The organism is Coleofasciculus sp. LEGE 07092 (assembly GCF_015207375.1).
In the GTDB taxonomy this organism is placed as follows: Bacteria; Cyanobacteriota; Cyanobacteriia; order Cyanobacteriales; family Coleofasciculaceae; genus LEGE-07092.
This window is the reverse complement of sequence record NZ_JADEWY010000082.1, coordinates 1-22952: the sequence shown is the minus strand read 5'-3', so window position 1 is coordinate 22952 and position 22952 is coordinate 1. Positions and strand designations below refer to the sequence as shown.

General features: G+C 46.8%; 24 protein-coding genes and 1 pseudogene. 10 read left to right on the top strand and 15 right to left on the bottom strand.

The window, feature by feature from the left end; genetic code table 11:
• The 4 genes and pseudogenes from IQ257_RS19040 to IQ257_RS19025 all read left to right on the top strand — a co-directional run bounded on the left by IQ257_RS19040 (position 1) and on the right by IQ257_RS19025 (position 2478).
• Complete coding sequence (locus IQ257_RS19040; RefSeq protein WP_193877059.1) at positions 1-816, top strand: formylglycine-generating enzyme family protein; 816 nt, start codon at positions 1-3, stop codon at positions 814-816.
• A gap of 121 nt (positions 817-937) precedes the next feature.
• Positions 938-1123, top strand: a pseudogene (locus tag IQ257_RS31590) (hypothetical protein); the annotation flags it as partial.
• 414 nt (positions 1124-1537) lie between these two features.
• Positions 1538-2080 (top strand): hypothetical protein, encoded by a 543-nt coding sequence (locus IQ257_RS19030; protein WP_193877061.1) that lies wholly within the window; start codon positions 1538-1540, stop codon positions 2078-2080.
• Positions 2077-2478, top strand: coding sequence for a hypothetical protein (locus tag IQ257_RS19025; protein ID WP_193877063.1), 402 nt, complete (start codon positions 2077-2079; stop codon positions 2476-2478). Before IQ257_RS19030 ends, IQ257_RS19025 begins: the two co-directional genes overlap by 4 nt.
• 32 nt (positions 2479-2510) lie before the next feature.
• Here the strand turns inward: IQ257_RS19025 and IQ257_RS19020 are convergent, their stop codons facing one another.
• The 15 genes from IQ257_RS19020 to IQ257_RS18950 form a co-directional block, all read right to left on the bottom strand.
• On the bottom strand, positions 2511-4172 hold the full coding sequence (locus IQ257_RS19020) for an ATP-binding protein (RefSeq protein ID WP_193877065.1): 1662 nt from the start codon (positions 4170-4172) through the stop codon (positions 2511-2513).
• A 57-nt stretch (positions 4173-4229) separates the two neighbouring features.
• Positions 4230-4475, bottom strand: coding sequence for a hypothetical protein (locus IQ257_RS19015; protein WP_193933154.1), 246 nt, complete (start codon positions 4473-4475; stop codon positions 4230-4232).
• Between the two features lie 35 nt (positions 4476-4510).
• On the bottom strand, positions 4511-5953 hold the full coding sequence (locus tag IQ257_RS19010) for a hypothetical protein (protein ID WP_193877067.1): 1443 nt from the start codon (positions 5951-5953) through the stop codon (positions 4511-4513).
• Complete coding sequence (locus IQ257_RS19005) at positions 5946-6245, bottom strand: hypothetical protein (RefSeq protein WP_193877069.1); 300 nt, start codon at positions 6243-6245, stop codon at positions 5946-5948. Before IQ257_RS19005 ends, IQ257_RS19010 begins: the two co-directional genes overlap by 8 nt.
• A complete protein-coding gene (locus IQ257_RS19000) occupies positions 6245-7972 on the bottom strand; it encodes a type IV secretory system conjugative DNA transfer family protein (RefSeq protein WP_369076446.1) in 1728 nt (575 codons plus the stop codon). Before IQ257_RS19000 ends, IQ257_RS19005 begins: the two co-directional genes overlap by 1 nt.
• Positions 7973-8123: 151 nt before the next feature.
• Positions 8124-8606, bottom strand: a complete 483-nt coding sequence (locus IQ257_RS18995) for a hypothetical protein (RefSeq protein WP_193877073.1) — start codon at positions 8604-8606, stop codon at positions 8124-8126.
• A gap of 16 nt (positions 8607-8622) precedes the next feature.
• Complete coding sequence (locus IQ257_RS18990; protein ID WP_193877075.1) at positions 8623-9648, bottom strand: hypothetical protein; 1026 nt, start codon at positions 9646-9648, stop codon at positions 8623-8625.
• Positions 9587-10669 carry a hypothetical protein gene (locus tag IQ257_RS18985; RefSeq protein ID WP_193877077.1) on the bottom strand — a complete coding sequence of 361 codons (1083 nt, stop codon included), beginning with the start codon at positions 10667-10669 and terminating at the stop codon, positions 9587-9589. Before IQ257_RS18985 ends, IQ257_RS18990 begins: the two co-directional genes overlap by 62 nt.
• Positions 10670-10713: 44 nt before the next feature.
• Positions 10714-11460: a hypothetical protein gene (locus IQ257_RS18980; RefSeq protein ID WP_193877079.1), complete on the bottom strand. Its 747-nt coding sequence runs from the start codon at positions 11458-11460 to the stop codon at positions 10714-10716.
• A complete protein-coding gene (locus IQ257_RS18975; RefSeq protein ID WP_193877081.1) occupies positions 11457-12452 on the bottom strand; it encodes a hypothetical protein in 996 nt (331 codons plus the stop codon). The genes IQ257_RS18980 and IQ257_RS18975 overlap by 4 nt, the downstream gene beginning before the upstream one ends.
• A 50-nt stretch (positions 12453-12502) precedes the next feature.
• The gene (locus tag IQ257_RS18970) at positions 12503-13312 is read right to left on the bottom strand and encodes a hypothetical protein (protein ID WP_193877083.1); all 810 of its coding nucleotides are present in this window, start codon (positions 13310-13312) and stop codon (positions 12503-12505) included.
• Between the two features lie 74 nt (positions 13313-13386).
• The gene (locus IQ257_RS18965; protein ID WP_193877085.1) at positions 13387-16104 is read right to left on the bottom strand and encodes a hypothetical protein; all 2718 of its coding nucleotides are present in this window, start codon (positions 16102-16104) and stop codon (positions 13387-13389) included.
• On the bottom strand, positions 16101-16388 hold the full coding sequence (locus IQ257_RS18960; protein WP_193877086.1) for a hypothetical protein: 288 nt from the start codon (positions 16386-16388) through the stop codon (positions 16101-16103). The genes IQ257_RS18965 and IQ257_RS18960 overlap by 4 nt, the downstream gene beginning before the upstream one ends.
• Complete coding sequence (locus IQ257_RS18955) at positions 16388-16927, bottom strand: hypothetical protein (protein WP_193933152.1); 540 nt, start codon at positions 16925-16927, stop codon at positions 16388-16390. Before IQ257_RS18955 ends, IQ257_RS18960 begins: the two co-directional genes overlap by 1 nt.
• A 433-nt stretch (positions 16928-17360) precedes the next feature.
• Entirely contained in the window at positions 17361-17696 is a 336-nt protein-coding gene (locus IQ257_RS18950) for a hypothetical protein (RefSeq protein WP_193877088.1), read from the bottom strand.
• Between the two features lie 234 nt (positions 17697-17930).
• Between IQ257_RS18950 and IQ257_RS18945 the strand changes: the two genes are divergently transcribed.
• The 6 genes from IQ257_RS18945 to IQ257_RS18920 all read left to right on the top strand — a co-directional run bounded on the left by IQ257_RS18945 (position 17931) and on the right by IQ257_RS18920 (position 22612).
• Positions 17931-19055 carry a ParM/StbA family protein gene (locus tag IQ257_RS18945; protein ID WP_193877089.1) on the top strand — a complete coding sequence of 375 codons (1125 nt, stop codon included), beginning with the start codon at positions 17931-17933 and terminating at the stop codon, positions 19053-19055.
• A gap of 2 nt (positions 19056-19057) precedes the next feature.
• Positions 19058-19417 (top strand): hypothetical protein, encoded by a 360-nt coding sequence (locus tag IQ257_RS18940; protein ID WP_193877090.1) that lies wholly within the window; start codon positions 19058-19060, stop codon positions 19415-19417.
• Positions 19418-19426: 9 nt separating this feature from the next.
• Positions 19427-20197: a mobilization protein gene (locus tag IQ257_RS18935; protein ID WP_193877091.1), complete on the top strand. Its 771-nt coding sequence runs from the start codon at positions 19427-19429 to the stop codon at positions 20195-20197.
• Positions 20190-20867, top strand: coding sequence for a DUF6753 family protein (locus IQ257_RS18930; RefSeq protein ID WP_193877093.1), 678 nt, complete (start codon positions 20190-20192; stop codon positions 20865-20867). Before IQ257_RS18935 ends, IQ257_RS18930 begins: the two co-directional genes overlap by 8 nt.
• A 130-nt stretch (positions 20868-20997) precedes the next feature.
• The gene (locus IQ257_RS18925) at positions 20998-21912 is read left to right on the top strand and encodes a hypothetical protein (RefSeq protein WP_193877094.1); all 915 of its coding nucleotides are present in this window, start codon (positions 20998-21000) and stop codon (positions 21910-21912) included.
• Positions 21913-21922: 10 nt separating this feature from the next.
• Complete coding sequence (locus IQ257_RS18920; RefSeq protein ID WP_193877095.1) at positions 21923-22612, top strand: helix-turn-helix transcriptional regulator; 690 nt, start codon at positions 21923-21925, stop codon at positions 22610-22612.
• Positions 22613-22952 lie beyond the last annotated feature (340 nt).

Genomic DNA, 22952 nt, shown 5'->3' with positions numbered 1-22952 from the left:
ATGGCTGAATTCATCATCGAGCGAAAAAAAAGTCAGGCTCAGTATTTTACTGAAGACTTAGGGAACGATATTGGTCTGGACATGATTCTCATCCCAGGTGGAACATTCCTGATGGGTTTACCGCCAGATGAGTTAGAGCGATATGACGATGAAAGTCCACAACATTCAGTCATGGTTCCGACCTTCTTCATGGGGCGGTATCCCGTCACCCAAAATCAATGGCGAGTGGTTGCCTGTTTACCTCAAGTTAACCGAGAACTCGAACCCACTCCTTCTCACTTCAAAGGTGATAATCGCCCGGTGGAATTGGTCAATTGGGATGATGCAGTGGAATTTTGTCAGCGCCTTTCTCAACACACTAATCGCACTTATCGCCTACCAACTGAAGCCGAATGGGAATATGCCTGTCGTGCTGGGACAACAACGCCCTTTCACTTTGGGGAAACAATCACCGCAGAATTAGCAAATTATAATGCAGCCCACACCTATGGTAATGGACTCAAAGGAGAATACCGAAAGGAAACTACGGCAGTAGACCATTTTGGAATAGCCAATGCGTTTGGCTTGTGCGATATGCATGGCAATGTGTGGGAATGGTGTTTAGACCACTGGCATAACAATTACGAAGACGCACCGAATGATGGAAGTGCCTGGTTAACCGATGATGAGAGTGCCAGACGTGTGCTACGCTGCGGTTCCTGGGACGACGATCCAGTGTATTGTCGTTGTGCGTCTCGCTACTACTTTGACCACGGCTTCGTCAACATCAATATTGGGTTTCGGGTAGTGTGCGAGTTTCCGAGGATTCTTCAATAGCCCTTTGCTCTCTTGCCCTTTTGCCCCTTCGACAAGCTCAGGGCAAGCCTTTGCCGACGAGATTATTAAGAAATGATTTTATGCAGCCAAACAAAAAGCGATAAATTCTATTCTGAAAACAGCTAGTCCTGTTGACTTTTCTGGCATCGTTGCTAGAACGAATGTGGAACTCAAGCGTTTGGGCTGGACAATGCAACAAGGGCGTGATTATCTAGTAAAAACCTATGGGAAGCGATCGCGCCAGTTACTAACTGATGATGAATTGCTCGACTTCCTTCATTATCTAGAATCTGAACCCTTACCGCAAGATAAAGTATCTTTGACGCCGTTAGCAGAGTCACCCGTCACATCTTACACCCAAAAAGAACTAGAGACAGATACAAACAAAACCTCTTCAACAGCTAGCCCTATTGACTTTTCTGAACTCATTGCTAGAACGAATGTGGAACTCAAGCGTTTGGGCTGGACAAATCAACAAGGGCGCGATTATCTAGTAAAAACTTATGGGAAGCGATCGCGCCAGTTACTAACTGATGATGAATTGCTCGACTTCCTTCATTATCTAGAATCTGAACCCTCACCACAAGAGTAGGAATTAGCCTTCAACGTCTCGTTCTGTACCTGCTGTAGATTCTAGTGCGATACCAATTTCTGTGATAATGCTTGGGTAACAACGCTTCGATCTATGCAAACTCAGGGTATTCCCAATTCTTAATATTAAATGGATTCAGCGATTAACGAACTAGTAATCACCAAACTTGAGCAAGGATTACCCGCTATCACTCCAGTATTTGGTGCGACTTTGGCAGAAGCCTGTGCTGTATGCTTAACGGATCAGGGTCATTCTCCCGGTGTAGAAATCAAAGTTCAAGGAGACTTTAGCGCTGTTTTCAAACTCTATTGGCAAGAGGTCACAGACCAAATGCTACGCTGTTGGAATGATAGAGAGTACACGACAGAACAAGCCGCCTACGGTATAGCTTTTCTCATTATCCAAGAACTTACAGACTATACAATCATCCAACGCTCTCGCAAAGGAACTGGATTCGACTACTGGTTGGGAAAAAAAAGCGAGAGTGCTGAATTACCCTTCAAAAAAGCAGTTCGGCTAGAAGTCTCAGGGATACGCCAAGGCGACGACAGCCGAGTGAGAAGTAGAGTTAAACTGAAAGTTGAGCAGGTAGGTTCCAGCGATCAGGCACTACCCGCATACATTGTAGTGGTTGAGTTCAGTAAACCCTTAGCCTTCATCGTCAGCAAATGAGTCAGCTTCAAGAGTTACACCAACAAGCAATGGATTTGGCTGAAAGGGTACAAGTTGCTAAACTTAGAGGCAACCTTACTTTAGCCCAACAATTATCTAGACAAGCACTAGAAAAAGAACAATTAGCCGCTGAATTCTTAGCTAACGATTTGGCAGCAGAACCAACCCGCTCAGTATTATATCGGAGTGCCGCAAGTTTGGCAATAGACTGTGGAGAAATTAAAACAGCCGAACGATTGATTGCGATCGCCTTGTCAGGAAACCCACCCCAAGAAATTGCAGAAGAACTTAGAGATTTATTTGTGGAAATCAATATTCAAAATTATTTTGCGCGTCGGGGTATTGCCTTTGATGAAGCCAAATTTCAGAATTTAATGGCACAACAACCACTGAGTTAAAAATAGGCGATCGCACTTTTGAATGATTGGTATTAATCCCCCCAGTACGAAGTCAGCGGTGGCGCAAAACTAGACGTATCCGGGGAACTAGCCTCAACCGCCACATACTTCGCCCGATTCTCCATCGCCAGCACTCGTTCAGGGTCACGGCTGAACAACGAGGTGATTTCAGAACGAGAAAGTAACAACTGCTCAAGCCCCAATTCAATCGGCGGTTCGACTTCGCTCACCGCAAGGGGTAGTGAGTCGAGGGTTTCTTGCTTCAAACCAAGGCTTTCGTAAAGACTGTGAAATATTCTTTTAGCCGCGCCCTCCACAATTGCCCGAATTTCTGCCCCGGTGCAGTTTTGGGTTTTCCCCAGCAGTATCATCCAGTCGGAGTGAGTTAAAGGACAAGTCTCATCCGATTGCCAGCGCGGGTCAAAGCGTGAGGCGTGAAGCTGAAAGATTTCCTTACGTTCTACTGATTGAGGGAATCCGACATAGAAGATTTTATCGAAGCGTCCGGCACGGGTTAACTCTGGTGGCAGTGCGTCCAGACGATTAAGGGTGGCAATGACAAATGTGGGCGATCGCTTTTCTTGCAACCAAGTTAGTAAAATCCCCAATATCTGCTTCGACTGCTTATCCTCCCCAGTAGACGAATCCGCCGCGAAAAACTTATCGAATTCATCAAAGAAACACACCGCTGGTGAACACGCCTCAATCCGAGTCAATAGTCGCTTAAGGAATCCCGCACCACCCCCTTTCACCACATCTGCACCCACACTGATGAGGGGGAATCCTAAAATCTGGGCGCAAATTTGAGAGCAGAACGTCTTACCTGTTCCTGGTACACCTGCTAGTAACCATCCTTTAGGATAAGGAATCTTATAGCGGCGGGCTACTTCCATAAACTCAGTCCGCACCTCCTCAATACCTGTCTTGATTCTGTCTAATCCACCAAAATCACCTACGCTGGGTTTAGGGATAAAGTCGAGTCCCAAAGCTTTGAGCCGTTCAATTTTATAGTCCAGCAGGACAGTGGCGGGATTATCGCCATCCCCAACTCTTCTAAAGCCTATTTTGATTTCCTCTATCGTCAGTCCAGCACAGGTGAGTTGGAGTTGATTAAGAGTGGCTTCATCTAAATTGGGATTTAGGGACTCGATAATGGCTGAAATATCTTTACTACTGGGCAGTGGGTAGGTGAGAGTGGGGATGAGAGAATTTAACGTCTGAGGAAGTCCTATTTCGTGAACGTCTAGCAGGACTAAGAACTTATCATCGCAACTATTAACTCTTCGGCTTATCTCGACTTCGCTCGATACAAGTCGCTCAGAGTGAAGGGTGCAGACGGTATCAACCAAATGAGCGATTAACTCCTCTTGTTCTAAGAAACTGGTAGCCTTAGAGTTGATGAGCGCCTGGAGGTTTTCCAGAATGAATAAGCCAGGGGCGGGATAATCTCGAATAAATGCGATCGCTTCTTTGGTTCGTTCCAGCAGTGCGCCATTAAATTCTGTGATAAGTTCAACACTGTGAGGGGCTGAGTAGTTCAAGCGGCTAATGCCAGGGGTAGTGAGACTCCAAAAGTAACTGGGTAGTGAGATGTGTGAAAATACCTGCAACGCATTAAGTCGCTCAATTAGGGGAAGAGAAAGAGCGATCGCTTTATGAATGTGCAGGTGGTTTTTAAGTTTTTCAATCCACATAAGTTAAGCTGAGTAAAAAAAATAGGGGGAGAACTAGTCTCCCACTACTGGTTATGTTTAGAAGCCTAGCTCTGGATCATCATCTAGGCTTATTTCAGCAGGGTCAAAGTTCTGATACGAAGTCCATTGTTTTGATAACATAAGGAATTCGTTGACAATGCTGTCATTCATTTGTCTTAGCTCTTGCTCTACGCAATCGCTAATGTACGGACATTCCCAGACCTCAACAACTTGATTGTCAACCAACTTAATGAGCGTTGGTCTTTCCTCAAGGTCTAGCATTATGTCATAGGTAGTAGTCATGGCAAAAAGCCCAAAAACATCATCTCACTATCGCGCTAGCGACTAATGCTCATGTTGTTTTGGGCTCTCCCAATCGATGAAAATGCCTGCTCAAAGTGCAAGATATCCTTCTCACTCATATTGCAGACTACTTCCCCACCCGATTTGACCATCAACGTGCCGCGACCGTCTTTAGATTCAATCTTGATATTGCCATCGGGGGACGCTTCCCAACGATAAGATAAATTCCCATCAACTTTGACAGGCTTTCCTTCGGCTTGGGCATAACGGGTTAAAGCATGAGCAAGAGCATTTGTTCTCTCGAAAATCCTGGCATCTCTGGTAGCAGATGATTGAAATGCCCCATCGGGTGAAATTCCTGATTTCATCTGCTGTTTGGCATGGGCTATCTGTTCAGTATGGTCAATGGTGAGGTTTGATTCATTCACCTTAATCCCCATCGCCTTTTTTTCAAATGACAGCAGCGTGTTTCCTTGCTTATCACTTAGGGTGTAGGATTTCCCTTCACGGGTAATGGTGTAGTCGGCAGCTTGATACTCCTTGCCAGGGGGTGGAACTTGGGAATGGAAAAGTTTCTGTATCGTCGCGGCTGTATCTTTTTGGGTCAGTTTGTTTTGAAGCGTTTGGGATGTTTCAACCGCTTTTTGCCACCAAGAGGGTTCACCCTGAGCTTTGTCGAAGGGAGAATTGTTAGCTTTCCTACCTTCTAATAGTTGTTGTTGAGAGAAGGCAATCTGCTGGGTCTGCTCCCTCAGTTGTCGCATCTGGGTTAGTGTATCATTGAGCAGTTGTTTGAGTGGGGAATTTTCTCCTTCGACTTCGCTCAGGGTATCAACTGCATTCTGCGTGATCTGTAACCCTCCAATTTTCTCCTCTTGGGGTATCTGGTCATTCCACGTTATAGGCGTAGGTGTGGCTTGGGTTACAGAGTCGGCATCTAAAATAATGGGTTCTGGGTCAGGTTCAACACCTGGACTTGCGGCAGTGATTTCCTCCCAGGTGATAGGTTCTGGTGAGGAGGAAGTAACTTCTGTCTGACCAGTTGTGGAAAATTTTAGTTCTTCTGTTTCTATCGGAATTGCACTTTCCCACGCGGCACCGGGGTCATCAATATAGTCGTCCCACTCTGGCATATAATCGGGTTCAACGTCTGGCTCAAATTCAGGCTCCTGATAGATGTTGGTGGTAACAATGCCCCCGTGCGATCGCATCGTCACACTTTCATTAACCTCAACCTCCATTGAGTCTGTACTCGCCTCTATCTCCTCACCAGGCGGGGTTTGTTTGAGTTTCGCCACATCTTGAATAAGTTCAGCACTGACTTTACGTTTCTCTGGGTCAGCAGACTTAGAATCATAAACTGTTTCGTTATTCCGCCTAACCTTAATATCCTCAATTGTCCCACTCATCCAGGCAGTTACTTGGTCAATCACCTGTTCCATCACCTGAACGTGGCTTTGATTCACTTGACTATGCATTCGGTTCCTCCAGCATCTGGTGACTTAATGCCATATTTTCTAGGCGGTTAATAACGATTTCCCCGTTCTGTATTAATAGCCCTATTTCTCCATCCAAAAACCAGGCTAAATATTCACTTTCATCTACACTTCGTTCACTCTCATAAACGGCTTCACCTAGTACCATACTCACCAGCAACCCATGCTGATCAAATATTTCAATCGCTGATGGTGTGAAGTTTGGGGGTAAACTTGGCATCGAGCGAAGTCGAGATGCAAAAAGTTGTTTCAGGGATTCTATGTTGTTTAACATTAGAAGAAATTACTCAAATTGGTGGATGAATTATCCCCTTCTGGTAAGGGAAACAGTTGTTCAGCAAGGTTTCGCCGCTCCTCAAGCTGTTGGGAGCGTTCAGCGTTCGACTGAGCGCTCACGCCGAAGTCATCTGTTACCACAGCACCAAAACTCAAGCGATCGCGAATTCTATCCCACTGATTCTCAGCCCATTTCTGTTCTTCGATATCAATCTTGGGGACTTTGACTTGTTGCAGCAGAGGGATATAACTTTCCGACTCGCGTTGGTATGCTGGGTTGAGAATAACGGCTCGACCAGTGCCGAGTTTTCCAAATGATGCAGCCTCCATGAGGTGACGTTTCTGTTTTTGGTCTGAGACTGAAGTTGAACTGCCACCTTTTCCACTGCTTTTAGATTTGGATTTATACTCGATTTCAACTTCTCCCAGTAGGTCAGCGAAAATCTTGGCAGACTCCGGGTCTTGAGGATTGAAAATAAACTTAGTGGCACATCCACCAATCACCGCACGGGCGATTTCCTTGCCATATTTATGTTCCAACTGGCTGATATTTTGGAATCCCAGAATACCGCAGAAGCCGTCCTCTCGGTTTTCATTTAACCAATTGACCAACTGTGGCAAATACATGGTGGGTAACTCACCCAGTACCGTTATTAATGGGTCCCGTCGCGGAGTGGTGCGGGAAACGTTTCGAGTCACAACCATGTGTAAAATAGCTGCCAGTAGAGGACTTACGATATCGCGGTTATTTCGGTCAAGTCCAAACACCACTAACTGCTTACCGTCGATGTCCAGTGGTAGAGTCGTTTGACCGCAGAATGCCCCAACAAAGTCCTTCTTGAGGAAGCGCTGGAATGTTTTCTGAGCCGTTCCTACAATGGAAGCAGCGGTTTTCTCAGAGTCCTTAACGCTGATGAGTTGAGTTAGGGGTCGGGTTGTCCAGACGTTAAGCCTGGGGAGTGCGGCTTCTAATCGAGCCGGTAAACTGGTGAGAGACAGAATTGCCTGTGCCATCATCAGGTCACAATAAGAGCGATCGCCTGTTAAAGTCTCCACCGCTTTAGTCAGTAGAAAAATACCCTCTGTGAGAGCATCACCGGCGTCCTCGAAAAACTTATCCCCACCCTTGCCTGCACCACCGATGTTACGATTGATGACCTGAGCTAATTGACCTGCGGCGATCGCATCTTCCTCGTTTTTAATTAAGTCCAGTGGGTTACAGGTGTCAGATTCAGGAAACCCAGGCGCAAACACCCGCACGGTATAACCGCGCTTAAGGGCATACGCCACCGCCCGTTTCGTCTGTGCAGGATATTTGAAATCGTAGATGCACGCGGGGAATCCTTGGTCTAGGGCTGAACGTACCATTGGGTCAATGACTGAGAAGGTTTTACCACTGCCTGCTGCACCAATTACTGCCGTCCCCCGCTGCACGTCGGGTAGGTATAGAGTGGATGATGCTGGCGGTTTTTTCTTGGCATTTTTGGAACTAATCAACCCCTTGGTTGCCCATTCGGTGTTAAGCGCCTTACGAATATCAGGCGGCATTCCAATATAGAGCGCTGCGGAGTTCCGTTCAGGGGCTTTAATTTGTTTGACTGCTTTCTTCTTGGCTGTGTTTTTCTCCTTGGCTCCACCCCAGAAACTGGTGGCAATCTTCCCCTTTTTGTTATCTCCTCCGAATAACTGCATGATGCCAAACAGCGCAACCATAACAATTAGCATGGTGCCATTGGGACTTTTGATGAATCCGATGACCTTCTCAGGGTCTATTTGTGGCACTTCGACAGGCTCAGTGTTCCAGGTAGGAGTTTGAGCAATTTCGGTTCTGAGCAGTTCAGGAAATGCTTCGGCTTCGCTCAGCATAAAATTTTCCTTAACTGGGGTTGTTAACCTCAGAGAAAGTCTTGATGAATTTGTCGCCTTCATAGCAATAGGTGTGCTGAATCGTTTTATCCCCAGATGGTTGTTTAATTTCCAGGCAGGGGATACCATTGCGGGATTCTTGGCTGATGGTGAATAGGTCAGGTTGGGGCTGGAGTATGAGATGAAGTTTGCGCGAGCCTTCTTTCGTATACGCCGCATACACACACCCTGCACGTCCACACAGGTCAGGAGAATTGAAATCAATGAGTTTTATTCCACCCTTGAGTTTCAGTACCTTGGTCGCTTCTGGGTCAATGTCCACCCCCGTGGAGTTTTCGGACATGATTTTCGTGAGCAGCCCCTGACTGATGGCGCGTTGAGCTGGTATCCAGTTGGTAGGAAATTTTGAAATAGCGTTCATCATTAATCCACCCACTGCAAGAAGTCCAGACAACGATAAAATCAAAAGTTTTTGATGCTTGACAATTTTCATCTCATGCCTTCATGATTTACGGACAGTAAGATTTCTGGAAATCTTGATAAAGCTCTTTGGTCTGGGTTCCAAAATCCTTGGCTGATAATCCGTTAACATCGGTAGCCGCTGAATCAATGGGGATTCCTACACCGCCGAAGTGCATCTGTGCAATGCGCTCGATGAGGCGATGTGCGCTGTCGCGCCCCGCTTCGCTAACGCCCGTAAACGGTAGTTGCGTTGTTGGGTCAATCTGAGAAGACGCAATATCAATGAGTTCAGCCATGTCTGCAATGTCTGCGTTGGCGATGTCTGCGTTGCCGGACAAGACTTGGGAAAGAGCCTCCATATTTACAGACGCCGTACAACTGGGTTGAGAATTGATAAACGTCTCAGTATTAAAGGGTTTCGAGGTTTCTGGATTTTCCGATTGGGATGATGACGGTGATGAAGTGATAGATTGTGTGGGCAAATCTTCAACCGAACCCAAAAACATCGGTGTGGTTTCGGTGAAGGTCATGAACGGTAAGCCGCCGATGAAATAGGGAGTGCAGCCCAGGTCAGGAACCCCGCGCTTACAGATACGGAAAAATAGCATAGAACTGATGGCGCTCTCGTCATCGTTAACGTCCCACAACACCATCTTGAACGCCTCACCAAAGGGGTGAATGCCCGTCGGCTCTTTGCCGCCGTTGGCTTGTCCCAAAACACCAAAGCCACCTTTGACCTCTTGATATTTACCCGATATCCACTGCCGTCCCATTACTTTAGGAGAACCGGCTAACTCGACATGAGCGCAATTGGTTTCACAAGGGACGGTAAAACCTTCTTGGTCACTACCTGAAATAGTGCGACTACGCTGCTGTTCAACGTTTTTCAAAATTAAATCAGCCGTGCCAACATCTGTACCTGTGCCAGCAATACCGCCGGGAAATTGAGAAAACGACACATCCTTAAGATTAGGGATTTCATCAATGAACGAGTTCTGCCAATTCTCAAAGTTACCGATCGCTTTCTCCTCGGATGCTGATAGCTCCAGGTGGGATAGGGTATTCAGTACCATCTTTAATAAGTGCGATCGCTTGGGCTGAAACCATCCCCGTTTCTTGCACTTGGTTGCAGCAGGTCATCACCACCTGTGTCCCCGGTGACATAAGCTCCCAATCGTTAGAACTGGTAATAGATTCGGTTAATTCAACGATGAATCGTTGGTCAGATTGAGCAGTAGAGGTACAGATTATTGGGGTAACAGTCCTGGCGTTTGCAGCTTGACCGACTTGAAACTGAATACCGGAGTTGGTTGGTGTAGTCGTTGGGTTATTTTCAACCGTTGTTAACGGTTCAACCGTTGAATCGGTTTCAATTGGTGCGCTGCCGTAACTCCCTACTGCCGCGAGAGTTAGCCAATCCGTTTGCTCAATAACTGGGGTTGTTGGTGGTGTGAGTAGTGATGTGGGTAGTGGTGCTGGCGTCCCATGAGCGGGTAATGGTTGAACTGACACCGGTGGTGGTGCTGGTGGTGATGGTCGAACCGTTGGTGGCGGTGGCAACGGTGTTATTCGTCTCGGCGACGGCGGCGGTGGACTGTAACTCCTATATGACGGTGGTGTGGGTTTTACTGTTGGTGGTGGTTGTGTGGTGGTCGAGGTAGGAGATGACGGTGGAGATGGTTTAGCTTTTAGCGCTGTATCTGAGCGGGGTTTCTTTGATTCGGAAACAGCTTTGAGCTGTTGCTCTTGGGAAGCGATCGCTAACTCCGTCTTCAATTCCCCAACCTCTTGTGCTTCTGCCTTCTGTACCAGTTTGGGAGTTTCCTCCTGCTTGGGCTGAACTAATGACGGTGCCTTTTTCAAATCAACCCCAGCCATCTGCGCGGCAAAGAACCCACCAACACCGAACACAATCATCAACGCCACCCCAACGACACCTGCTTTGGCATAAGGATTGCTGGATAAAGTCGGTTTAGTCTTTACCTCGTGGGGGTTTTCACGCTCGCCGAATAATTCAGACTGGTCAATGGGGTTATCTGTTGTGGGAGTTTCAAACCCCGCCAGTTCAGCGAGTTGTTGCTCATCAGTGGACACTGAGCCCCTCGACAAGCTCGGGGTATCACTTTGCTGAAGTGTAGTCATAGGTCATTGGTGGGTAAGTCTCGGATGGCGTAAATCTCTAAACCGCTGGCTCTAGCCCTGGCAATAATGGCGGCAGTTTCATCAGAACTGGTGAAGTCTTTATAGTCAGGCGCTTCTACCGCAGATAGGAAAATCTCTTTGTTGAAGGGGATAACGTCGCCTAAATTGTTCTGGCTCAGGACAATGAGGTTTGCAACCATCACCACCTTCCACTTCCCCTCGTCGATTTTGATGGGCGTTTGAATGTCCAGCGGGACGAGTACAACTTTGGTAGTGCCATTGAAAATGCTTGGGGGAGTTAGTTCAGCGAGTTTGAGAAGGAATTCCTTACGAAAATCTTCGGCTAGGGCAAAACTGGTTTCCCACGCGGGGGTAGTAATTTTCCCTCTGGCATTTTTCAGTTCCACCCCGTCATCTGGGATATTTTGAGCTGTGCCATCAGGCGAAGGTAGCTCCCCTGACCAACTCATTAAAGCTGTAAGGGTATCTTTGGTGAAACGTTTGATAACTTCAGGCGATCGCTCCTTATTTGGTAAAGGTGCAGCCGCAACGGTTTGCCCATCGTTAAGTTGTACAAGAGAAGGTGGTGGCTTGTTCGCAAGTCGATTGAAGCTCCCGTAAAGCAGAATGGCGGTGAGTAAAACCAGTCCTTGCAAACCAATGGAGACAATAACGAAAACGCCTAACGTGTCTCTCTGGGTGTACGAAGCCCGTTTGCCGTTGAGTAACTGCAACTGTTTCATATTCCCCTCCCGATAACCATACCGGCGACTTTGGGAATGCTGTTAAAAATTGCCATCCCTCCCCCCGCTGCCAGTGCCATTGCCAATAGAGGAGATAACAACCCGGTGGCAAAGGCAAAAATCATCGGGTCATTGGCACCCGCGTTAACCACCATCGTCGCCACCAGTCCAGCGATGACATTGAAGTAAATCTTCACCATGCCCACGCTGAAAAACCCAATCAGCCAGCCGTAAATGGCTTTAGACTTCACGGGCATTAGGGAAAGTCCTACCGCAACGGGACCAATTAACCCAGTGAGCAGTAAACTAATTTCCACTACCCATTGAAATGCAATACCAAAGGCAATCAGCCAACCTCTCAGTGCCAGTTGAATCGTGGAAGCGATCGCACTAATCCCTGCACCCACTGGGTCTTTAATGCCCTCCACAAACTTACTGAATCCACCCGATGGAGGGGTCTGCATCCCGTCGGCTAAACTTTGCGCCTGGGCTGCGGCATCGGTGAGACAAGTCTGCTGTGCGGTGGGGTCTGCAATAGTCTGACAGTTACTTGCAAGGGATTCAATTGCGGACTGTGCGCCAATTTCACCCGTTACCATCTTGTATGCCTCTTGCAAACTGACGGATGCTGAAACAGTAGAAAGTAAGGTCTGATTGGTCTGGTTTATAACACTTCTGAGTCCTTTGGTTCCTTCAGCCAAAGCTGTGCCGTTATTCGCCAAGAGGATAATGACCAAAATAGGAAAGACTAAATCAGCCAAGGGTTTGTAACTTTCGCCTGTGATAAGTGATTCGCTCCACTGCACTATGAAAATAATGAGTGTGCCGACGGCGAAAAATGTGCCAAGTCTGGAGAGTGCCAGGTAGAGTCCACCGCCTAAGACTTCATTCCAGAGGTTGTCCATGGCAGAAGCGATCGCAGCTTGTGCCTGGATTCCATCATTGAGAATCTGTGATGCAGCTTGGGATGTGTCAGCTAGAATTGCAATCATTTACTTGTTCTCAAATCAACTGTAAATAGCGATCGCTTCTATTTCATGTGCTAGAACAAACCAGCCATTGAACTAGTCCGTAAAGTACTTAATCCAGCCCCGGTGCGTTCTTGCTGCTGTGCAGCTTTCTGTTCGTCCACAGAACTGGAAATATTCGCGAGATTAGTGTTGGCAAGGTCTTGGCGCATCGCATTCTGGGTAGTTTCAGCTTGCAGAGTCCCCAGTATTGCCGCATTTTGAGCGTTCTGAGTGGCGATTTGCTTGAGGACATTCTGTGAAGCCACCTCATTTTGAGCTGTGGTTGCTGCTTGCTGAACTTGCTGTACAGAAGCAGATGTCTGTTGCAGTTTCTGTAAGGTTTGTTCCTGTCCTTCAGTACTTAGAGTGCCGGACGCTACTGCACGACTAACTTGACGGTCGATTTCATTACTCAAACCCCCGGCACTTACTTCTGCACCGACAGAATTTTCAATCTCATCCCTCACTTGTTGAAGGTCAGGTAAACCCATTTGTCCTGTGGCTCCATCAATGGCAGCTTGTAAATCACTGCCAGCGCTTTCCAGGACTTTGGAGAAACTTTCGGAAACGCCAGAGATTTGCTCCTCTATAAATGAGGTGACGTTGGTAATCTGCTGGTTGATTTGGTCGAGAATATTCCCAAATGGGCTAGAGTTATTCTCTGCTGCCACGGCGGGAGTGCCAGTAAGTAGGGTTAGAGTTATTGCCAAAGCGATGCCCTGCCTGCCCTGAGCTTTGCCGAAGGGAGCCTTGCCGAAGGGAGCGTGCGATGCCCTGAGCACTTCGACAGGCTCAGTGTTCCACTTGTCGAAGGGTCGAAGGGCGGATAATTTAACTTTCATGTTTTCCTTTAATAAGTGATCAGAATCGTGAAAATTTTTATGCTGAGCGAAGTCGAAGCATTTCCTGAGCTGCTCTAAGATGCGCGAATACTTTCTACGAGTTGACGAGAGAATTCTGCCAGTCCTAAGAGTCGATTTTCTGGGTGTCTGGCAAGGGCTTCAGACCGCTGTTGGGATTCATCGGGATTATTGGCAACCGCCGCCAGCAGTGGATAGCCGGGGTAAAAGCGGCAGTAAGTGTAAGTACCGCCGTCATCCAGCAACCACTGGCTATAAATTCCCTCCTTCTTAGGGAAAAAGGCTTCGGTGGCGTTACGAGATATCACCTCCCTTGGGTATTTGAGGATGTTGACAAAACTATCGATCGCTGTTGGTTGAATCCGTCCCACTAACCGCGTGGTCATATTCTGGAAAATTTTCGCAGCGCTGGGAGATTTGGAGATGGTATCTGGGTCTTGAGCTGAGAGAATGACTCGAATACCAGATTTGGCACCATTGGCACAGAGTCTGCCCACTAACGCCGCGACGGTTTCGTATTCAAACAGAATGGGACTTTCATCAATGAAAAAGATGGACGCCGGAGCTGCTAAACTTCGCCTCAGTGCAGCTGAATAAACCGCCAGTGAAAGGATTGCCGCATCTTCATCGTTGGACAGGTTTCGCAGGGCAAACACCAGTAACTGGGCATCAGCACGGAAGGTGGAAGGTTTGGAGATGGACTTACCCACCCTCGAATTTAGCCAGAATCTCAACCTTAATTTGACCTGTTCGAGTGCTTTGAGAATGTCTGGGGATGCGGCAGATAACCGTAGTCTTTCAATTGAACAGTAATCAACGAAGTCAGCTAGAGTGGGAGAAAGCTCCCATTCAGGAGTGTCTAAACCTGACGTGTTGGCTTTGGCATAGCGATCGCGTATTTGCACATCACTAAAAAATGCCTCCATTGCTAGTGTGAGAATAGACCGAACCGTATCTGCATATGTCCGCTCAATCCCTGTCTGCTTGGCACCCAAAATCATTGCCATCAACGCTTCAAGCAGAAAATCTTTATAATCATCAAAGCGTTCAGCCTGAAGTTTAGGGTCTAATCCACGTAGGTTAGGCAGCTCGAATAAATTACTGGATTCTTTGCCAATATCGAAATACGCCCCCTTGTCACCCATAAATTTGGTGTAATCGCTAAAGGTGGAGCTGCCATCAGCTTTGGGATAATCCATGGATGAGATGGGCATCCCGTATGCCAGCGCCTGGGTGAGAATACCGGAGGCGATGACCGATTTACCTGACCGAGTTGTACCGAACAGTGCCAGGTTCTTGTGCTGGGTGAACATATTCAGGAAAATGGGAGTCCCGCCCTCAGCGGCAATCAGCTCAAACCCAGACTTATCACAAGGTCGAGTAAAGCAAAGGGGAAGGAGTCCCGGAATTTCTCCAGACAGGTAAATTTTACGCCGTTCGTAGGGTTTGGCTAACAGCTTTTCCCATCGCAGCGGGAAGGTTTGCAGCCAGATTCGCCAGGGGTATTCTGTCTCTCGATCCACCCACGCTGGACGCATAAATAGGGATGAAAGATAACGGCAAGCATCATCTAATTCTTCTACGCTGTCTCGGTAAATTAGGAAGGTGGTTCCGACATACAAGGGAACGGCACCTTCATAGAGTTCTGCCTGTGCCTCAACTGTCTTTTGGATGTTAAGCTGACTTTTGACATCAATGGAGTTCTTATCCGCTGCCAGTTTTGCCGATATATTTGCCTGTTTTGTGAGACTCTGCATTCGGTCTTTGACAAGGTTGGGATTCGCCTTATTGACTTGGCAGATAATTTCGGTATCAAAGATGCGATCGCGTGCCATCACCTCCCAGAGATATCGCATCTGGGCATTTTTATCCGCCCATCCTCCAGGCTTATCAATAAAAGTCAGCATACCGATGTACTTACCATTGACATTAATCCAGCGCCTATCCGCAACGGGGATAGAGGATTCACTCTCCATGAGTAAAGATAATGGGTGGATATCAGACTTAATTTCCTCACTTAATCCGTTCTCATCCAGGACAGCGTAGGAAGGAAGTTCACGCGGTAATGTTTGATTAAACCGTTTCCACAACACCTCCCAAATTTCTTCAACCTTCAACGGGCGGACATCCAGCCCCATTTTGTTGGAGATTAGCTGCTCCCAGTTTTGGTATCCATCGGTGAATGCAGAGTACAGCAGCCGCTCAATCTGCATAAACTGAAGTTGTTCAATCTCGCCGGTGAACGTTTTCCACCAGCGCTCTAATTTAGCGATCGCCTTTTCTATGACATCTTTTGTCCCCTCGCCTCCTGGCTCAAGAGTGTAGGTACACCACAGTATCAACCGTTTGGGCTTACGGATTCCAGCGCGGGTGATTTCCTGAATTCGGGCTTTCTCACCCATCAACAGAAACTTCAGCTCAGGTAAGTCTGTTTGGGCAATGAGTTTGTCTAAACTGTGCTGGCGATCGCTATCATTAGTAAACGAACTCAGTTGAATCGTCAGAGATTCCCCATCGGGTAAGTCTTTGAATCCAGCTTCAATCGCTTCAAATACTGGGTCAATTGCCTCCTCTCTCAGGGTGGTATGAATGCCACGACAGTCAAAGGCAAACTGAATGGTGTAGTTCGCTTCTCCTTTTTTCAGGATGCAGCCCCCCACGTCCTTTCCTTGTAAATTGATTTTCAGCAGAGACAGAAGTTGAAACTCCGACTCAACAGGGGTGCATCTGACTTTTTGAGTTCCGTTATCGATAGTTTTTCGCAACGCCTTCATTTGTGCCTTATGCCTTGATAACGAATGCAGGCTCGAATCCAGTTGGGAGTACCTTGAAACTTAGATAGAAATTTCCAAGCTTTACTCCCCGTTAATATCCACCACGTACTGATACCCCATCCCCCAACAGCGAATACCCAAACCCAGGACAACTGAAGTAGAACCTTGAAAAGGTAGTAAGAGACTCCGGCGATAATTGCCCAAGGAATAATTTGATCAGTGGGAAGTCCAAAAAGTTTAGGGTGCTGGTCGAGGGATTGATTAACTTTTCGGGGCTTACTCATTAACCTCCACCACCCACAATTAGTCCCGTCATTACATCGGCAACAGTAACCGCCATAATTACGATTAGAGGGGTTTTCACCATTGATTTCCAGTCTTCGTCTTGCCGAGCCGCTTGAATGATTTGGACTAAAGCAATGCCAATATAGACAAGAAACAGAAATCTCAAGATATTGAATATTAGGGGCGTTACGGTTGCGGCTTCAGCGAAATTGGAATTAATCCAACTCTCCGCATTGTTCATGAACTGGGCGTTGGCTGGCGTTATCAACGTATCAAAAAACAAAACGCCTGTTGCTACCAGATACCCCATGACTGATATTCCGAGTTTCTTCTTTCGTTGGATAACAAAGGGGATTCCTGCCACTAAACCTGTTACCGACAGTAAAGCAACCTCGCTGATACTCGAATTGATGATTGAATTCAGAACTAAACTGCCTAGAGTTATCCCCATTAGGGGGTTAAAGGGGATTGATTCAACGAACTTATCCCAAGATTTCCACAGATTTTTATGTGAGGAGATGCGTCTAACTTGCTGCATATTTGGTAAACTTTCAAGGATAATTTACTTTATAAAGTCAACAAGTGTCATAAAACATCCACCTTCTGGGTATGTTGACCCTTCGACTCTTCGACAGGCTCAGAGCGGCGCTTCCCTCGACAACGCGGTTGGTGAGCATCTCGACAAGCTCAATGTTCCACCTGTTGAACTACAGGACAAGTCGCTCAGGGTCAAGCAAAAAAAACAGCCATCCTGAATAGATGGCTGAAGACTAATTGATTAATCCGGAAAATAATTTTGATACTTTTTGCTAATCTTCCAAAGGTTTATTGAATAGCGATCGCTCGCTGGATTGATGGCAGCATGGGGATTTTTTGGATTAAATTTTATGACGGCACCATCAGGCAAATCATAGATGACCCGATTGCTGGGATTTGGATTCTTGCTCCAATAATATTCAGGATATTGGCAATCATATCCCCACGCTCGTCTGACCTAAATTGATGGTGATTGCCTCCCAGTCTGCATAAGAATCATCTCTGTGCCAATCAATACCTACGTCTCCTTTGGCGACTAAACCAATTTGGCATCCAGGAAAGATGCGTTGGCAAAAAGTCCATAACCTTTCATCTTTGACCCCATTGCGAAAGACTTTGTGCTTTAAGTCCCATTCCCATTCCAGCCAATACCGCTTTCTGCCACGAGCATAGCTAGAAACATCAGATTCCAGATTGTAATCCAATTGAGCTAAATGTTCGCGAATTGCTGCACGTTTAGCTTGACCTAGAACACTAATAAGCTGAAGCATGATTTCACGCCAAATACAACTCGCATCTGTAGCCAAGATGCTCATTGACGCATGAGCGATAGCGATTTGAATGCGTGGGCAAGTGTGAAAATTTTTACACTTCTCGCCCTTGTAACTTGCTGTGCGTATCGTGGCTTCCTGAGAGGATAAATAAGGATTTTTTAACCAACTGGTGGAGGATTTCGACAAGCGGCACCCGTCAAAATGCTTGATATCCGTTACATAAACGTGAAAATGTCAAGAAAATCCTTACCAGACCTGATTATCGCCATTGATTTTGGCGGTTCAGCAACCAAAATACTTGCGAGTACATCCACCGATGTCTACGCTTTGTGTATGGAACCCGAAGTTATCGAAGTGGATAAGCAGCTTTTAGACGACTACGAATCCACCAAACTGGGGCAGGCAGACGAGAAAAATAGAGCCTGGGTAGGATATGATAACCTCTACTATGCAGTCGGATACCTGGCTCAATACAAATTTGCTGGGACGCCGGGACTATCTGAGCTGAAATACGAACGAGCGATTCCCAAGGCATTAGCCGCTGTTTGGGTGGCAGCTCGTCACTTCAGTTTGGGCAGAAAGTTTAATGTAGCGATCGCTTGTGTCCTGCCACCGGGGGAATACGCAGACGCAGCGAGTGTGGAAACTTTACTGAGGGAAGCACTTGCCAGTTACGAAACCCCCACAGGACAGCTTGCTTTGAGACTAACCCACTTCAACTGTAAGCCTGAAGGCGGTGCTACTTATATGATGATTGCCAAAAATCAACGAGACGAGCTGCTGCAAAAAGTGGTGGCAGTCATTATGGTGGGGTATCGTAATGCCTCAATATTGATATCCAACCGGGGGGAAGTTGGGTCATTTCTGTCCAGCGACTTGGGATTTATCCAGCTAGTGTCGGCGGTGATGCAAAAAACCAGCGGACAAACGGCTGAGTTACTGACTCCGAGCATCTTTGAAGCTGGGGAAAAACTGGAATCTAAACCGTTATTTCGGTTAATTCGTTCGACTAATGAGCAACGGCAGAGTGAGGAGTTGGAGCAAATACGGAAAGCAGTAGCCTCTTCAAGAAAGGAATATTTCCTCAAACTCAGTAACTGGATGAAGGAACACCTGCCCCGTGAAGTGGATGAAGTAGTGCTTTGCGGTGGGACGGTTGACTACTTAGCCACCGAGTTTAAGAGTCACTTTCAATGGACGCCCATTCAGTGGCACGGTGGCGTAACGGTTCCCACTGAGTTAGATGAGTTAGGATTCGGCAACCGACTAGTAGATGTGTACTGCTTATTCGTTTACTTCCGTAAGTCGGTACTGAAAATGAGTGACCTAACCGAAACTGCTTTATCCATTTCCTGACTATGACACGAATTGATTTTTCCTGGCGGTGCCAGATTACCGCAGACACCAGTGATGCCCAGTTGTTGAACTATCTCAAAGATGATGAAGTCATCCCACTGCGGGAGAAGATGCTGCAATCGTTACGGGCATTTTGGAAACCCCTGGCTTATCTGCACCAGCCAGAGGGTGAACGTCTTGCGATTGAAGCGATATATGCACTAGAGAAACACGCTGACTATTTGCGATCGCAGTTTGGTTTGGAGCTCCCTAAACCCAAGGCGCGACGAATACCACGAGTTAAAAGAACAGTGCAAGAACAACCCTCAACGCTATCTCAATTAGAGGTGGCGGCAGAGGGAGATTTTGAAGAAGTTTTTTAGGAGTAAACCATGCCGAATATTCATTTAATCGACGGCGAGAAAGGCGGAATCGGTAAATCGATGTTCTGCCGGGTGCTAGCTGAATACTGTCAGACGGAGAAAATAGACTTTGCCCTGATTGACACAGACCGAACAAACCCAGACGTGGGCAGAGTTTATGTCAAGGGGGTGAGTGAGGAGCAAACCTTCTTCAGTGAGAAGGAAGAGAATGATGCCAAAGTGGACGTTATTTTTGAAACTGCCCTCAGCAAAATGGTACTGGTGAATTTGCCTGCCCAAATTTTCCCGGTGGTGACTGACTGGATTGAGCGCAACGAATTACTAACGCTGGGGCAAGAGTGTGGGGTGCAGATTTATAAATGGTTCGTTTGTACTGGCGAGGGGGATTCAATTGAGTTGTTTTTGGATTCTCTGAAACACTTTGAGAAACGTCTGCCTCATATCCTCGTTCGTAATCTGGGCGCGTCGGGGGCTAAGTGGGAAACAGCACCTGCTGAGTATGAACGATTGGAACAAATCATAAGTAAATATCGAATTCCCACGATTGACCTACCCAAACTGCCTCCCCTGGAGCGGGACTACATCAAGAAGAATCAGTGTTCCTTTGCTGAAGCGTCTAAGAAGCTGAAGTTGATGTCTAAGCAGAGAATATCGATTTTCTTGAATAAAGCCTACGACGCTATCGAGTCTACCCAATTAATCTGTGCTTCGGCACCCTTCGGCGCAGCTCAGGGCAAGCAGCTCAGTATGAATGCAGATAAAGAGGTGAAGAGTGCCTGAAAATGACGCGAATCTTCTAGAACAAGTCTTACAGGATAAAGACGATACGTTCAAAGCTAGAGTTTTACAGCTCGTTGTCGCCACCGGGATTGACGTTAATGACCCTGTTTTCCTGCTACTCACAGCCACCGGACGCCTTGAAGTGATGTTGGAGGATGCGCCTAAATCTCTGGAGAAACTACTCAAAGCATGGGGCAGTGAATTCTGGCGTACCGTTGAGCTGACGGAATCAGTGGTGGTGGAGCGGCAAAAGGAAGCGATCGCTCGTTCAGCCCAAAGCCTCATTGAACAGGCTCCCAGGCTTGAATCCAGTAACCAAAAACATAACTGGTCAAGGGCGGCATTTCCAATTGTGGCAATAGCGATCGCTGCAATTTTGGGAGGATTTCTGGGAGGTATAGTGTCGAATGGTAATACCAGCTCACCGACGACACTCAACGCGCAAGACGCCCAATTGCTGAAATGGGCATCTAGCAACGAAGGAAAATTGGCTAAAAACCTAGTCGAGTGGAATGCTGAATACTTGAAGAATCGCCAATGTGCCAAAGATGTGCAGAATTTAGGGGTTGAATTAACGGTTGGAGAACAAATTGCCAAGTCAGGTTTCTGTGTATTGTGGGTTGAGCCACCAAATAAGCGTGAGATGAAGGGAGTAGGGAGTAGAGAGTAGGTGGTAGGTGGTAGTTTTTAGCAAAAAATTGATTCATCAAAGACCTAAAACCTAAAACCATTCCCCACTCCCAATGAAGCCCATGAAGTATTATCCAGTGGTTCTATACCCTCCTATTTTGCAGAAGTTTATGCACTCTGAAAGGGTAATAGAAAGTCGGGAGCGGTTAGCAGAAGAATTTACTCCCACAACCATGAGTAATTCTCGTTCACCCTCTCCCTCACAGCCAGAAGTGAACCCTATGCTGATAGCGGTTTCTATCCCGATGGCAAGTTTTGTGGCGGCGGGGATAGTGTTGGCTATTTATCCTAGCATTCTATTTGCTGTTTTCATCTTTCTTTTCACAGGTCTATTTTGCGTCGTTTATGTTCGTTTTTATCTAAAACAGCAGCAACGGCAACGGTCAGAAAACCCTCAACCCAATTCAGATAAATTTGTCAATACACAAGCAGAAAATCCACGGCAAAAATTACAGAAACGACAACAAATACTCAAACAATTACTTCATGGTAAAGTAATAAAAGCAGTAGAAAAAAGTTCAGCTCAACAGGGGGTAAGCGAGAAAGATTTTTTTGAAGTTCTTCATCGCTTCTTTCCGGCTGTGACTTTTGGGGATGCATTTCCTATTCCTGGTACAGATTATTCGTACAGTACAGACTTTTCTCTGATTCATGAAACTGGAGTAAGCATTGACATTGAAGTTGATGAGCCTTATGAAGGTCGATCCCTACAACCTCATCATTGTGTGGATGATGGGAAAGACCAACGGCGAAATCAGTTTTTTCTAGAGAGAAACTGGATTGTGGTGCGATTTGCCGAAATTCAGGTGGTCAAATACCCCTACGAATGTGCGGCGGTTGTGGGGCAAGTCCTAGCAATAGTTACCGGGGATGAAAACTACCTACTGCCATCAAGAAAACCAGTGCCTCCGGTGAAACTCTGGACAAAGGCTGAGGCTCGGAAAATGGCACGCCAGAAATTCCGTCAGAGCTATCTGCCAGGTCAAGCGAGTAAAACCCATCGGAGTACAAAACGCCGTCGTTGAAGTATCAGTTATGAGTATTGTCCCAGTCAGCCCCATAAAGATTGTGACGATTAGCTGTTCCCCACAATTTTTAAAACGACTTGAAGAGAGTCAGTTTTTCGATGTGTCTGCCACAGACTTCGGCTTGAGCGCGGTGCCTGAGCCTGCCGAAGGGCAGTCGAAAGACGCAACAAGTATGATCTTTGATGATGCAGAACTCTATGTAGTTAATGCCGATCTTCCTGATGAACGAGCTTTTGCGTTAACCCGTCGCATTAGGAAATTCAGCTCGAAAACAATATTCATTTTGGGGAGAGCGAGAAGCAGACGAATTGTGGCAGAAGCGTTGGCGGCTGGGGCAGATGCTTACTGTGTTAAAGGTGTTTCCCCCCAGGAGTTAGCAGAAATCTTTGAGGTGGTCAATTCAAAAAAAGCCTGGATTGCTCCATCTAACGCTCTGGTTGTAGAAGCTGATGTTGTGTCTATTGAAGCGCCGCCACCAGAGTATCGTCGGCTGGTTAAAGCCAATCCCTTAAGCGCTCGCGAGTTACAGATTTTGCGCCTTGTGGCTCAGGGATATTCTAATCCTCAGATAGGGAAGGAACTTTTCATGTCTCCTCAGACGGCGAAGGCTCATCTCAGGAATATTTTTCGGAAACTATCTGTGAGCGATCGCCTTTCGGCAGTCGTTCAAGCGTTCCGTTGCGGCTTATTCTCTTAAAAAAACCGGATGCTAACATGGCTTGCTCCGTAGGCGTGGTGGTGTATGGGCTATGAGGGAATGGGGAGGCGATTTCAAGGGAGTAGGGAGGAGGAAGAAGGTGCGCTGAGTCCAAGGAAGGCTGTAAAGGAAGGAATTGATAGCAAGTATCAAGGAGAATTGCACCGAAAGAATAGGAAAAAATGAGGAAGCGTTCACGTATTGAAATACTATCGCTCTTTTGTCACTCTAGGAAGAGGAAAAGTGGAAATCAGTCTGTTCTTGAGCTGTAGGGATAGCTCCCGGAAACCGATTCATAAAAGAAATTAATCGAGTAAAACCCACTTCTAAAAGTGGGATG